The sequence below is a fragment of the Brachybacterium alimentarium genome (genome assembly GCF_002332425.1).
GTDB classification, from domain to species: Bacteria; Actinomycetota; Actinomycetes; order Actinomycetales; family Dermabacteraceae; genus Brachybacterium; species Brachybacterium alimentarium.
The window spans coordinates 115,713-129,405 of record NZ_NRGS01000004.1 but is presented as its reverse complement, the minus strand read 5'-3'; the positions used below and the strand labels follow the sequence as shown (position 1 = coordinate 129,405).

11 protein-coding genes and 1 pseudogene are annotated in these 13,693 nt (G+C 72.4%); 4 read left to right on the top strand and 8 right to left on the bottom strand.

Annotation, left to right across the window (positions count from 1 at the left end):
• Positions 1–29: 29 nt before the first annotated feature.
• From CIK71_RS02710 to CIK71_RS02690, 5 genes and pseudogenes are all read right to left on the bottom strand, one after another.
• Entirely contained in the window at positions 30–1,406 is a 1,377-nt protein-coding gene (locus CIK71_RS02710) for an LLM class flavin-dependent oxidoreductase (protein ID WP_096163636.1), read from the bottom strand.
• A complete protein-coding gene (locus tag CIK71_RS02705; protein ID WP_245857265.1) occupies positions 1,403–2,479 on the bottom strand; it encodes an LLM class flavin-dependent oxidoreductase in 1,077 nt (358 codons plus the stop codon). Before CIK71_RS02705 ends, CIK71_RS02710 begins: the two co-directional genes overlap by 4 nt.
• Positions 2,476–3,474, bottom strand: coding sequence for a transporter substrate-binding domain-containing protein (locus tag CIK71_RS02700; protein WP_096163635.1), 999 nt, complete (start codon positions 3,472–3,474; stop codon positions 2,476–2,478). The genes CIK71_RS02705 and CIK71_RS02700 overlap by 4 nt, the downstream gene beginning before the upstream one ends.
• Before the next feature lie 227 nt (positions 3,475–3,701).
• Positions 3,702–4,439: pseudogene (locus tag CIK71_RS02695) on the bottom strand (amino acid ABC transporter ATP-binding protein); the annotation flags it as partial.
• Between the two features lie 179 nt (positions 4,440–4,618).
• Positions 4,619–5,791, bottom strand: coding sequence for an amino acid ABC transporter permease (locus CIK71_RS02690; protein ID WP_096163633.1), 1,173 nt, complete (start codon positions 5,789–5,791; stop codon positions 4,619–4,621).
• Between the two features lie 144 nt (positions 5,792–5,935).
• Between CIK71_RS02690 and CIK71_RS02685 the strand changes: the two genes are divergently transcribed.
• The gene (locus CIK71_RS02685; RefSeq protein WP_096163632.1) at positions 5,936–8,545 is read left to right on the top strand and encodes an FAD/NAD(P)-binding protein; all 2,610 of its coding nucleotides are present in this window, start codon (positions 5,936–5,938) and stop codon (positions 8,543–8,545) included.
• A 260-nt stretch (positions 8,546–8,805) separates the two neighbouring features.
• Here CIK71_RS02685 and CIK71_RS02680 read toward each other — a convergent pair whose 3' ends face one another.
• Both CIK71_RS02680 and CIK71_RS02675 read right to left on the bottom strand, forming a co-directional pair.
• Entirely contained in the window at positions 8,806–10,596 is a 1,791-nt protein-coding gene (locus CIK71_RS02680) for a SulP family inorganic anion transporter (protein WP_096163631.1), read from the bottom strand.
• A complete protein-coding gene (locus CIK71_RS02675; protein ID WP_096163630.1) occupies positions 10,593–10,961 on the bottom strand; it encodes an ArsR/SmtB family transcription factor in 369 nt (122 codons plus the stop codon). The genes CIK71_RS02680 and CIK71_RS02675 overlap by 4 nt, the downstream gene beginning before the upstream one ends.
• Positions 10,962–11,108: 147 nt before the next feature.
• Between CIK71_RS02675 and CIK71_RS02670 the strand changes: the two genes are divergently transcribed.
• Both CIK71_RS02670 and CIK71_RS02665 read left to right on the top strand, forming a co-directional pair.
• Complete coding sequence (locus tag CIK71_RS02670; RefSeq protein WP_176485506.1) at positions 11,109–11,609, top strand: MarR family winged helix-turn-helix transcriptional regulator; 501 nt, start codon at positions 11,109–11,111, stop codon at positions 11,607–11,609.
• A complete protein-coding gene (locus CIK71_RS02665; protein WP_096163629.1) occupies positions 11,606–12,028 on the top strand; it encodes an organic hydroperoxide resistance protein in 423 nt (140 codons plus the stop codon). The genes CIK71_RS02670 and CIK71_RS02665 overlap by 4 nt, the downstream gene beginning before the upstream one ends.
• 97 nt (positions 12,029–12,125) lie before the next feature.
• Here the strand turns inward: CIK71_RS02665 and CIK71_RS02660 are convergent, their stop codons facing one another.
• Entirely contained in the window at positions 12,126–13,112 is a 987-nt protein-coding gene (locus CIK71_RS02660) for an ornithine cyclodeaminase (protein WP_241964066.1), read from the bottom strand.
• A gap of 43 nt (positions 13,113–13,155) precedes the next feature.
• Here CIK71_RS02660 and CIK71_RS02655 point away from each other — a divergent pair, with 43 nt between their 5' ends.
• Complete coding sequence (locus tag CIK71_RS02655) at positions 13,156–13,692, top strand: hypothetical protein (RefSeq protein ID WP_096163628.1); 537 nt, start codon at positions 13,156–13,158, stop codon at positions 13,690–13,692.
• The last annotated feature ends 1 nt before the right edge of the window (position 13,693 follow it).

Genomic DNA, 13,693 nt, shown 5'->3' with positions numbered 1-13,693 from the left:
CAGCACGGCCCCTCATGGGCGGCCGCGGCTCAGAGAGGCGGCAGCCCCAGGTTCTCCCGCAGCGTCGACCCGGCGTACTCGGACGGGTACACGCCCCGTTCCTGCAGGCGCGGGATGAGGTGGTCCACGATGTCGTCCAGGCCCGAGGGGATCAGCCACGGAGTGATGTTCAAACCGTCGATCGCACCCAGTCGTGCGAACTCCACGAGACGATCGGCGACCGCGTCATAGCTGCCGGTGAAGGTGCCGCGCCGGGACCCGGCCTTGCCCCGGGCGAACTCGAGGATCGACTGTCCCTTCTCGGCGGCCTCCTCCCGCCAGGCACGGGTGAGCTCCTCGGCCTTGGCGAACTGGAAGCCTGCGCCGCGGGTCACGCCGGATTCGGAGACCTCCGGCGGCACGTCCGGCAGAGGACCGTCGGGGTCGAAGTCGGAGAGGTCCCGGCCCCAGTACTGCTCGAGCAGGGCGATCGCCTGCTCGGGCCCGATCTGCAGGTCGCGCACCCAGCGCACCTTCTCGTCGGCCTCCTTCTCGGTGGCGGCGAGCACCACCTCGGCGCCCGGCAGGATCTTCACGTCGGCCGCGTCGCGGCCCGCGGCGACCGTGCGCTCCACGATGCTGCGCCGGAACTCGACGGCTGCCTCGAGCGTGCCGTGCGGGGAGAAGACGACGTCGGCCGTACGGGCGGCGAAGTCCTGGCCGGCGGGGGAGGCCCCCGCCTGGAAGAGCACCGGCTCGCCCTGGGGTGAGCGCGGCAGGTCGCCCTGGGCGCGCACCGAGTAGTGGGCGCCGTCGTGGTCGATCTGCTCGCCGCGCCACAGCTGCTGGGCGATGCGCACGAAGGCCTCGGCGTGGACGTACCGGTCGGCATGGTCAAGATAGCCGCCGCGACGGAAGTTCTCCCCGGTCCAGGCGTTGTCCGTGGTCACGACGTTCCAGCCGGCGCGGCCGCCGGAGAGGAGGTCGAGGGTCTGGAAGCGACGGGCCAGGTCGACGGGGTCGTTGTAGGTGGTGTTCTGGGTGGCGACCAGACCGATCGTGTCGGTCACGGCGGCGAGCGCCGCGAGCAGCGTCTGCGCATCGGGCCGGCCGGCCACGTCCAGCTCGAAGGGCACGCCGCGGTGCTCGCGCAGCCGCAGGCCCTCGCCGAGGAAGAACGCCGCGAACCTGCCGCGCTCGGCGGTGCGGACGAGCGACTCGAAGGACTCCCAGGCCACCTGGTCGCCGCTCTCCGGCAGGCGCCAGATGGTCGAGGAGTTCACGCCCTGGAAGAAGACGCCGAACGAGAGCTGCCCGGTGGGTGTGTGGTCCGGGTGCAGCGGATGCTCGGCCGGCCCGGTCACGAGGGCCTGGGCCTCTGCGGACAGTGGAGCATCGGCGAAGGTGGGGAGCTGAGCGGTGGTCATGCGTGGTCCTTGCTCGAGAGGCGGGCGTGATCCCCGCGGCGGGCGGGATCGAGGGTGAACGTGGGCAGGGGCAGTCCCAGCTGATCGCGGAGGCTCGCGCCGTTCTGCGGGACGGGAGCGATCAGGCCGCGCTCGCGCAGAGCGGCGCTGAGCTCGGCGACCGTGCCCAGCGGGTCGGCCTCCAGGTCGAGACCGACCAGGCGCACCAGGCGCACCACGGGGCCGTCGGTCGCGGCCAGGGCCGTCTCGACCAGGTCGAGCACCGTCTCGGGCCGGGCACCGGTGGACAGGTCCAGGTCGAGCACGCGGCCGTCGGCCAGCTCGGTGGCCACGCGCTCGCCGACGGCGCCCCGGTCCGTGTCGGCCACGAGCACCGGGATCAGTCCCTGCGGGGACCGCGGCGTGATCGCGGGGCCGCGCACCGAGAACGTCTCGCCCTCGAAGTCCGCGTACTGCAGGCGGGAGGCGTCGACGTACACGCCGCGCTCGTTGTCCCGCACGACCGCGTCCTCGGCCCAGGAGTCCCACACCAGGCGGGAGGCCTCGAGCACGTCCGCCGCTTCGCGAGCGGTCGCCTCGAAGCCGAGGGTGGAACGGCCGACGGTCGCGGGCACCGCCGGGTCCGTCTCGGCGGTCAGCAGCCAGCCGGCGCGGCCGTGGCTGATGTGGTCCAGGCTCATCAGCTGGGTGGCGAGGTGGAAGGGCTCGACGTAGACGGCGTCGGTGCGCGGCAGCAGCGCGACGGAACGGGTGATCGGGGCGAGGTAGGAGGCGGCGTGGATCGGGTGCAGCCCGCCGTCGCTGAGGGTCAGTGCGCCGATACCGGAGTCCTCGAGGCCGCGGGCGAGCTCGGCGAGGGGTGCCAGCAGGGCCGGATCGGCGACGAGGTCGACGGCGAGGACGGGCAGCGTCCGGACAGGGCCGTCCTGGGCTCCTGCGGTGTCGGCCTGCGTCGAAGCGGACCCTGCGGACCCTGTCGGTCCGGTGCGCCCGGTGGTGCCAGTGCCAGTGGTGCCGGCGGTGCTTGTCGGGCCTGTCGTGGCTGTGGTGGCCGTGGTGGTCGTGGTGCTCACGGGTTCTCCTGGGTGTGGGCGCGGGATTCGGTGAGGGACTCTTCGCTGAGGTGCCAGCGATCGAGCACCTGTGCGTAGGTGCCGTCGGCCATGAGGGCGTTCAGCGCGGCCGCGTACGGCTCCGCGAGCCCGCTGCCGGCGGGGAACGTGCCTGCGACCAGCGTCTCGTCGGGCCAGCCGGCGTTGATCCTGCCCTGCAGCTCGACGTCGTCGCGGCGGGCGGTGACGAAGGACAGCGAGGCGAAGGGGGAGAGGTAGCCGTCGATGCGGCCGGAGCCGAGGGCGAGCAGGGTGTCGGCGTCGGAGGAGTAGTGCTTGAGCTCCGCAGGCTCCTTGCCGGCGGCCTCGAGCTCCGCATTCCAGTCGATGAGGATCTGCTCCTGGTTGGTGGCGGCGCCGACGGCGATGAGGCGGCCGCTGATCGAGTCGGCATCCTCGAGGAAGAAGTCGGCGCCCTTCGCGACCAGGAACGACATGTACGCCGCGCGATAGGAGGCGAAGTCGAACTTCTTCAGGCGCTCGGCGTTGATGCCGATGTTCGCGTGCACTGCGTCGAAGTCGCCGCCCTCGAGCTTCAGCGGCCAGTTCTCCCAGGTGGTCAGCTTCAGCTCGAACTCGAGGCCGAGCTTGTCCGCCACGATCCGCGCGATGTCGATCTCGGAGCCGATGTAGGTCGTGTTGTCGTCGGCGAGGAAGGACAGCGGAGCGGAGCTGGTGCCGTTGATCCCCACTCGCAGCACGCCGGAGTCGGCGATCTCGGGCGGCAGCAGCGCGGCGACCTCGTCGTCCGCGGTGGCACGGATCAGCTCCTGGGAGCCGGAGGTGTCCAAGGTGTCGCCGTCGGCGCCGCCGCCGTCGGACGCTGCGGACTCCTCTGCGCCCGCAGCGCCGGTCGCCGTGGGGGAGGGATCGGCGCAGGCTGCGAGCAGCCCGAGAGGCAGCAGCAGGCCCGAGGCCGCGAGCGTGCGACGGGAGACGTGGGGGAGGGCGGTCATGAGTGGTCCTCGTGGTGATGGCGCGGAAGCGGATGGGTGCTGGTGGCCGGCGACGCGCCGATGACGGGCGGGTCCGTCGGCGACGGCGAGGCCGCGAGGGTGCTCGGGGCGCGCGTGGCCTCGGGCTCAGGAGCGGTGCCGGAGCGGGGGCCGGTCTCGGGCTCGGGAGGGGCCGCGGGCGCATTCTCGGGAGGAGCAGCGGCCGACGGGCCCTCCGTGCCGGTGCGCACCCGCTGCAGGAAGGCGCGGGTGCGGTCCTGGGCGGGATGATCGATGACCTCGGCGGGAGGCCCCTGCTCGATGACGACCCCGCGGTCCATGAACACGACCGTGTCGGCGACGTCGCGGGCGAAGCCGATCTCGTGGGTGACGATCACGAGCGTGGTGCCGGCGCGGGCGAGCGAGCGGATCACGGCGAGCACCTCCTCGACCAGCTCGGGATCCAGGGCGCTGGTGGGTTCGTCGAACAGCAGCACCTTCGGGTCCAGCGCGAGGGCCCGCGCGATCGCGACCCGCTGCTGCTGGCCGCCGGAGAGCTGACGCGGGTAGGCATCGACTTTCTCCGAGAGGCCCACCAGCTCGAGCAGTTCCCGGGCACGGGTCTCGGCCTGTGCACGGGTCGCCCCGAGGGCCCGACGGGGAGCCTCGGCGACGTTGCCCAGCGCGGTCATGTGCGCGAAGAGGTTGAAGCTCTGGAACACCATCCCGATCGAGGTGCGCTGGCGCAGCACCTCCCGCTCGGACAGCTCGTGCAGCAGGTCCCCCTCGCGGCGGTACCCGATCACCTCACCGTCCACGCTGATCAGGCCGTGGTTCACGGGCTCGAGATGATTGATCGTGCGCAGCAGGGTGGACTTGCCCGAGCCCGACGGGCCCAGCACGGCCGTCACCGAGCCGGGCGGGAGGGTGAGGTCGATGCCGCGCAGCACCTCGAGGTCCCCGAAGGACTTGTGCACTCCGCGGATCTCGACCCGGCCACCGCGCGAGCGGGCCGGGATGCGGCCGGAAGACGCGGGGGCGGGACGGCCCGCGGACTCGGCGGACGACGTCGCGGAGACGGGAGCTCCTGCGGCGGTGGCGGCCGGTGCGGGGCCAGGGCCCTCGGTGGTGATGACCGCGGGTCGACGGAAACGGCTCAGAACGCTCATGCCAGTGCTCCCTTCGAGGTCGAGCGGCGGGCGAGGCGGGCGCGCAGGCTCTGCAGCGGGGTGGGCGGCAGGGTGCGCACGGCGCCCCGGGCGTAGTGGCGCTCGATGTAGTACTGGCCGATCGACAGCAGAGACGTGATCACGACGTACCAGACCGTCGCGACCAGCAGCATCGGCAGCACCTGCTGGGTGCGGCCGTAGATCAGCTGGATGGTGAAGAACAGCTCCGCATGGGCGAGCACGTAGACGATCGAGGTGCCCTTGACCAGGCCGATGATCTCGTTGAACGCGGTGGGCAGGATCGCCCTCATGGCCTGGGGCAGGATGATCCGCAGGGAGCGGTCGCGGGCCGGGATGCCGAGGGCGCTGGCCGCCTCGAGCTGGCCCTGGTCCACCGAGAGGATGCCGCCGCGGATCAGCTCGGCCGCATAGGCGGCCTGGTGCAGGCCGAGGCCCAGGATCGCCGCGAGCAGCGGGGTCATCAGATCGCTGGTGCGGGCGTCGAAGAAGGTGACGTCGGTCAGCGGGATGCCGAGGGTGATGCGCTCGTAGAGGTAGCCGAGGTTGTACCAGAGCAGCAGCTGCACCAGCAGCGGCGTGGACCGGAAGATCCACGAGAACGTCCAGGCCACACCGGAGATCAGGGCAGACGGGGACAGTCTCATCAGGGCGAGCGCCAAGCCCAGGCCGAAGCCGACCACACCCGCCAGGACGGTGAGCTTGAGGGTCTCCAGCAGGCCGCGGATGACGGACTCCGCGACGAACCATTGGGCCACCACGCCCCACTCCCAGCGCGGGTTCGTGAGGAACGAGTACGCGACCGCGGCGATCACGAGGCCGACCACCACGGCGAGCACCGCACGGCCCGGATGCCGGGCGGGCACGACGCGCAGCCGCAGGAGGTCCTCGTGCGCCGTCTGCGTGGATGCGGCGGCGGGCGAGCCCGCGGAGCGATCGGCCGACGGATCGAGCGCCGGGTCGGCGGCCTGCTCCACGTCTCGATCCCGGGATCGATCCTCGATCGCGCGAGACGTCTCGACGGTGGCGAGGGCGCCGTCCGCGGCGGGCCGGCACGACATCGAATCGGCTCCCATCGCCGGGACGCGAGCGACGGCGGTGGCCGTGGACGCGTGGCGAGCGGTCTCGGAGGAGACGGCGGAGGGAGTCATGGGGAGCCTTCCGTGACGGGGCGTGAACTCGGGGTGGACGGGGCTTGCGCCTCCCGACGGTATAAGCGAGCCTAATGATTGTGCAAGGCGTCCACTATGGGTCGTCACAGTGAGACACAGAACCACTCCGAAGGGATCTGCCGGATGACTTCCCGGATCAGCACCACCGGCACCCGCCTGGTGATCGTGGGCGGAGGCCCCCGCGCGATCGGCGTCCTCGAACGCCTCAGCGCGAACGCCGCCCTGCCCGAGAACGCTGCACGCACGGCGGAGGCGCCGCTGCACGTGGACATCGTGGATCCGCACATGCCCGGCGCCGGGCGCATCTGGCGCACCGGCGAGAGCCCGCTGCTGCTGATGAACTCGCGGGCGGCGGACGTCTCGATCTTCACCGACGACACCGTCCAGTGCGACGGGCCGATCGTGGCGGGCCCCTCACTCGCCCAGTGGGCCGAGGGGATCCGCGAGGGCTCCCTCACCGCCCCGACCGCCGGAACCGGCCGCCTCGCCGAGATCGCGGCGCTCCACGACGCCAGCTTCCCCAGTCGCCGCGTGCAGGCCCTCTACCTCGAATGGTTCTTCGGCCAGGTGCTCGCGCACCTGCCCGAGACGGTCACGGTCACCGTGCACCGCACCACCGCGACCGCTGTGCGCCGCCGCGAGGACGGATGGAGCGTGGAGCTCGAGGGGCGGGAGGGCCTGCACTCGGACCTCCTCGTGCTCGCCGCCGGGCACACCGACTCACGTCCGTCGGCCGCGCGCCATGAGCTCGCCGCCTTCGCCCGCCGTCACGGCGGCGCCTATCTGCCGCCCTCCCAGGCGGGCGACGCCCACCTCGACCAGCTCGCCCCTGGGCAGGACACGATCGTGCGTGGCATGGGTCTGGGGTTCATCGACCTCATGGCTCTGCTCACCGAGGGGCGCGGCGGCAGGTTCACCCCCGATCCGCGGCCCGACGAGCCCGGGCGCCTGAGCTACCGGCCCTCGGGGCGCGAGCCTCGCCTGTGGGTGGGATCCCGCCGCGGCGTGCCGTACCACTCGAAGATCCGCGACGAGGGCGAGCCCGCGGGCCTCGGCGAGCTCGTGCACGTCACCGCCGAGAACCTCCGGGCCCTGGAGGACTCCGCGGGGCAGCTGGACTTCCGGCGGGACGTGGTGCCACTGATCGCCGCCGAGATCGCCCACTGGGTGCCCGGGGCGCCCGCGGCCGACGGGGACGGCGCCACGGGCGACGGGGACGACATCGCGACCGACGAGGAGCGCGTCGTCCTCGGCGGGGACCAGAACCCCCTGGCCTGGCTCGATGACCCGCTCGGCTGGCTCCGCGGTGACGCGCATCCGCAGGTCACGCGAGATGCCGTGGTGCGGCACATCGAACTCGATCTGCGCGAGCGCACCCGCGGCGACACCACCGCCGCCCGGGCCCTGTTCCAGCTGCTGCTGCGCCTGCACGGCGTGCTCGTGGACCAGCTGCCTTCCTCCCGACTGGGCGAGAGCTCACGGGGCGACTACCCGCGCTGGTGGCACTCGCTGTTCAGCTTCGTCGACTCCGGGCCGCCGCCGCACCGCCTCGAGCAGCTGCTCGCCCTCGAGCGCGCCGGAGTGGTCGGCTTCCTCGGCCCGCGTCTCCGGGTGACGACCGACGAGTCCGCAGGCGTCTTCGTGGCGCGCGGGAGCGCCGGAGCAGTGGTCACCGCCCCTGCCCTGATCGACGCCTTCCTGCCCGAGCCCTCGCTCGCCGAGTCCACGAACCCTCTGCTGCGGGACCTCGTCGTCGGCGCCGCCGGCGAGCGGGAGGCGATCGGTCGGGAATCCTCCGCGGCCCCCGGCACGCTCGACGTCGACGAGCGCTACCGCGTGATCGGCCCGGATGGCCACGCGCACGAGAACCTGTGGGCCGTCGGCCCCTGGACCTCCGAGCTCCCGATCGGCGCCTTCGCCCGGCCGAGGACCAACGCCCCCTGCCATCGACGGAACGACGGCCTGGCCCGCGAGGTGCTCGCTGCGGCGCTGGCTCCCGTCGCCCCGACACCGCGCCCGGTCGTCGGAGCCCCGTTCCAGGCCGCGCCCCTGCCGGGGCAGTCCGTGCGCGGAGCCGTGCGCCCGCCGCGACTGGGGATCCTCGGCCCGGGGAAGATCGGCACGGCGCTGGCTCGCACGGCGCTGCGCGCCGGTCTCGAGGTGCAGGTCTCCGGTCGGTCGCCCGCCTCCGTGCTCGCCGCGAAGCTGCCGGGCGCCGTGCCGGTCGCCCCGGAGCAGCTCGCCGCGCAGTGCGACGTCGTGCTGGTCACCGTGCCGCTGCACGTGGCGTTCGGACTCGATCCCGACCGCCTGCGCGGCGCGATCGTCGTCGACGTCACCAATCCGTGGGGCGAGGCCGACGCCGCCGCCGTGGCCGCGGCGCGTGCTGCCTTCGGTGACCAGCAGGGTGCGCTCTCGACCAGCGAGCTGCTCGCCGCGCACCTCAGCGGCTCCCGGGTGGTCAAGGCTCTGAACCACATCGGTTATCACGACGTGGAGGATCAGGGGCGCGAGGGCGGCGACCCGTTGCGTCGTGCGATCGCCGTGGCCTCGGACGACGCCCGTGCGGCCGATGCGGTCAGCGCCGTGCTGAACCGGATGGGCTACGACGGCGTCGCGGTCGGAGCGCTCGCCGTGGGCCGCCATTTCGAGCCTGGGGCCGGACTGTTCGACGGCTGGAGCACCCGGGATGAGCTGAGCGTGCGACACCAGCAGCACGCGCGGGTCGCCTGACACACCGGTCGCCTGGCTCCCCTCGAGGTCGACTGCTGCTCTCCCGGCGCCTCCCCCTCGAGGCCGACTGCTGCTCTCCCGGCGCCTCCCCCCAAGGCCGACTGCCGCAAATGTGAGCTGGGGACCTATGCGAGGGGCTCACATAGGTCCCCAGCTCACATTTGGTGACTGCGACGCCGCGGAACGGGCCAGGACGCCGACCGGGCGCACCCGAGTTCGCCGCGCCCAGCTCGCCCGCGCCCTTGCACCCGTCGGCTCTGTCAGTCCTTGGCCGTCGCCTCGACGGGGGTGTCCGCCCTGGCCGCGTGGGCGCGTCGCACGTGCGACCGGGCATGCTCGAGGGCGCCGTCGAAATCGGCGAACACGTGCTTGTGGTGGCGCAGCGCGCGGAGCACCCCGACGGTGTCGAACAGCTCGGTGTGTCCCTGACGCATCCCCTTCAGGAGCACCGTGATCCCGCGGCCTTCGAGACCGCGCACGATGTTCTCGAGGACGCGCGCGCCCGTGGCGTCGACCAGCTCCAGCATGGAGACCCGCAGGATCACCACGGTCACCGGCCCCACCGACATCACCGTGTCGAACACCCGATCAGCGGAGATGAAGAAGAGCTGTCCGGTGAAGCGCACGGCGATGATCTCCTCGTCGCCCGGTTCCGGATCGGCGGTGCGCACGGGTTCGAGCGCCACGCCGCTGGAGCGCGAGACGGTGCGCAGGGAGAAGATCGCCGCGAGGGTCACGCCGATCAGGACTGCGGCGATGAGGTCGAAGGACACGGTGATCAGGGCCGTGAGCGCGAAGGTCGCGGCGTCGGCCTTCGTGGAGCGCAGGAGCGTGCGCGCCGTGGCCAGGTGGACCATGCGCACCGCCGTCATGATCAGCACGCCTGCGAGCGCTGCGAGCGGGATCATGCCCACCGGGCCGCTGGCCGCGTAGACCACGGCGAGGAGCACGAGCGCGTGGATGACGGAGGCGAGCCGAGTGCGGCCGCCGGCCCGCACATTCACGGAGGTGCGGGCGATCGCGCCGGTCGCGGGCATCCCGCCGAACAGCGACGCGCCGATCGAGGCGACGCCCTGGCCCACCAGCTCCCGGTCCGGGTCGTAGACGCCGGTATCGGCGAGGCCCGCCGCGACCCGTGCCGAGAGCAGCGACTCGATCGCGGCCAGCGCCGCGACGGTCGCCGCGGCCGGCAGCAGCGTTCCCATCGCGCCGAGGTCCAGGGTCGGCAGGCTCGGGGCGGGCAGGGCCGAGGGGATCGTGCCGATCCGCGCGAGCGGCGTCGGCAGCACGGCGGCCAGGGCGGTCACCACGGCGATGCCGACCAGTGATCCCGGGATCGAGCGGTGGATCCGCGGAGAGATGATCATGCACGCCACGACGATGGCGACGGCGCCGAGCCCCCAGACGAAGTGGGCAGGATCCATCGCCAGCAGGGACTGCACCGCGGCGACGATCGCATTCGAGCTGAGCTCGCCGGGCTCCGCCTGGTGCGCCGAGGTGATCAGCGGCAGCTGCTGCATGCCGATGATGCAGGCGATGCCCAGCGTGAACCCCTCGATGACGGGCCACGGGATGACCCCCACCACCCGGCCCAGGCGCAGTGCGCCGGCGAGCACGACGATCACCCCGGCCAGCAGGGTCACTGCGGCCACGGCCCCGGCGCCCTGGGTCGCGACGATCGGCAGCAGCACCACGACCATCGCCCCGGTGGGCCCGGAGACCTGGACGTTGGAGCCGCCGAAGACCGCGGCGAGCATGCCGGCCACGATCGCGGTGACCAGGCCCTGCTCGGCGGTCAGGCCCGAGCTCACGCCGAAGCCGAGGGCGAGCGGCAGGGCGACGATGCCGACGGTGACACCGCCGATCAGGTCGCCCTTCCAGGTGCGGCGGAGATCGCGGTAGTCGGCGCTGCCGGGAAGCAGGCTGCGGGCAGCGCGGAGTGCGCTGCCGAGGCGATGCGACCCGTTGGAGGGAGAGTGTGCGGCGGCTGTGGCGGTGCCGGGGGAGATCTCGGGGCGCGGGGTCGACGGGGACGAGGGCGACGGGCTCATGAGGCCACCCCCGGGAAGGGCGGCAGGTCGCGGGCCTCGTCGAGGCGGGCGCCGTCCTCGGCCACGAGGTTCAGCAGGAGAGCCCGCGCCACGGCGAGCAGCTCCGCAGTGCGCGGATCGGCGAGGCGGTAGTAGACATGGCTGGCGCGCCGCTCGGAGACCACCAGGCGGTGGCGGCGCAGTACGGCGAGGTGCTGGGAGAGATGCGAGGCCTCCAGCTGGGTCTCGCGCTGGAGGTCCGCGACGCTCACCTCGGAGGAGCCGGCGAGCAGCTCGAGGATGCGGATGCGGAAGGGGTGCGCGAGGCCCTTGAACAGGTTGGCCTTGACCTCGTACAACGGCTGATGATCTCGATTCCACGGCATGATGAAACCATCATATGGGGAGGTGGGCGGCCTGGCCAGGGGTGGGCGGCAGGAGTCACCCTGTGTGGGCTGTGGGCTGTGGGGCGCATTCTATAAATTGCGCACAACCAGGTTGTGCGCAATGGGAATGTGGGGCATCATGAGTTCATGACGGCGACGAACGAGATGGTGTGCTTCTCCCTCTACGCCGCCTCGCGCGCCACCACCCAGGCGTACCGGGCGCTGCTGGAGCCGTGGGGCCTCACCTACGGTCAGTACCTCGTGCTCGTGGTGCTGTGGAATGACGGCGCGCAGAGCGTCTCGGCGCTGGGGGAGGAGCTGCAGCTGGATTCCGGCACCCTCTCCCCGATGCTGCGTCGCATGGAGAAGGCCGGTGTGGTCGAGCGCCGCCGCGGTGGGACCGACGAGCGCGTGGTCACGGTGTCCCTCACCGAGCGCGGCGAGGAGCTGCGCGACCAGCTGGCTCACGTCCCCTCCTGCATCATCGCCGGCAGCGGCCTGGAGAGCGTCGAGGGGGCCCGCGCGCTGATCAGCACGCTGCAGGAGCTCACCCGGTCCATGCACACCGTCGTCGCCCCCGAACTTCCCGGCATCCCCGCCGGGATCACCCGCCGACCCTCGTCGGCACCAGCGAAGGAGAACTCATGAAGACTCTCTACACCGCAGAATCCCTGTCCACCGGGGCCGGCCGCGACGGCCACGTGCGCACTCTCGAGGGCACTGTCGATCTCGACATGGCCACGCCCCAGGCGATGGGCGGCTCGGGCGAGGGCGCCAACCCCGAGCAGCTGTTCGCCGCCGGCTACGCCGCCTGCTTCCACTCCGCGCTGAACCTCGTGGCCGGGAAGCAGAAGGTGGACGTCACCGACTCCACCGTCGGTGCACGCGTCCATATCGGGTCGGATGACAAGGGCGGCTTCCAGCTGGCCGCCGAGCTCGAGGTCGTCATCCCGAACCTGCCCCACGAGCAGGCCCAGGAGCTCGCGGACGCCGCCCACCAGGTGTGCCCCTACTCCAACGCGACCCGCGGGAACATCGAGGTCACGGTCACCGTCTCGGACGACTGACCTCGCGGCAGGCGGCCCCTCGGGTCCCCGGCGCCGGAGCGCAGCACTGCTCCGGCGCCGGGGACTTCCGCGTCGTGCGGAGATGCTGCGGCGGTGCTCAGGGCAGAGCGTGCGCGCCGGGCGAGGAGGCGGCACGCACGACGGCATCGGCCAGCACCACATCCCCGAGCCCCGACCCCAGGTTCTGCGCGACGACGAGGCCCTGCGGTCGGCCGGTCCGCAGCAGGTCCCCGGTCGCGCCGGTGGCCTGCGGATAGTCCTTGCCGAGCTTCACGGGGCGCAGCGCCTCGAACTGGATGGGGTCGTCGGCCACGAGCGTGCCGGTGCGGGCGACCTCGGCTCCGGCCACGGAGGCGTAGTCCACGGGCAGCAGCGTCGCATCGGTGCAGATCTCGGTCGTGGACAGCTGGGACCCCGAGAGCCCTATGGGCAGTGCGCTGATCACCACCCCTGCATCAGCCAGGGCTCCGGCCCGGTCGGTGGTGACGCGCAGCTCCAGCGCCGGGGTGTGCACGGCGCACCAGGCGGTGAGCTCCTCGAGAGCCTCACGGCGCCTGCCCCACACCGTGAGCGGCCCCCGCCCCAGCGCTTCGATCACCCGGGCATGCGACCGGGCCTGCACCCCGGTGCCCATGAACGTGACGGGGTGATCGTCCAGTGCGAGCGAAGCACCGGTGACCGCTGCGGTGCGCAGGGCGGTGAGCTCGGCGGCGTCCATCGTGGCGCGCGTGGAGCCGTCGGGTGCCGAGAGCACCATCAGCCCGTCGATCATCTCCGTGCCGCGCTCGCGATTCGACGGGGTCACCGTCACCCACTTCATCCCCAGCAGCCCACGCTCGGGCCAGGCCGCCGGCATCGCATTGGCGAATCCGCCCGGCTCGTGGACGACCTGCGACTTGGGGGTCACCGAGGCGATGCCGCCGGCCAGGGCCAGCAGCGTCTCGCGCATGAGCTCGACGGCCCGGACGGGATCGGGCAGGAGCGTGCGGACCTGGGCATCGCTGAGGTGGAGGATGGCTCGACGGTAGCGCGAGCGCAGGTCGCGCCGGGTGCGCGCCCGGCGTGGACGGCCCCGGGGAAGCATGCAGGTCCGCGCGGGGCGACAGCGCGGGCTCTATCGTGGAGGCATGACGACACCATGGGGGAACGACGACCGCGGCCTGGACGGGGAGCAGTCCTGGCTGGGCGGCCCCGGCCGCAGCGGGCATGAGGTCACACCCGGCGGCACAGAGGGCGGAGCCGCGGGCGGCGCGCAGGCTGGCAGCGGATCGAGCGACGGGTGGAGCTCGGACTTCGGACCGGACACCGGTTCACGCTCCGACGGCGCCGACGCGAGGGGCGGACAGGCGCAGTCCTCCGACCCTGCCGACTCGTCGGCCCGCCAGTACCAGGGCCCGCAGTTCGGGAACGGCGGCGACCGCAGCGACGGGAACGACTCCGGTTGGGCAACGGACTTCCACGGCACGAATGGTTCTCAGGGGAACGGCAGCGCCGTTGCGAAGAAGACATCGATCCTCGGCGCCATCGTCACGATCGTCGCTCTGGTCGTCATCGCCGTGATCGCCTACCGGTCCGGGACGCAGATCTGGTGGATGGTGTTCTTCGTGGGCGTGCCGCTGATCAGACGCCTCGTGCGACTGCTGGGGCGCGGAGCACGACGCTGAG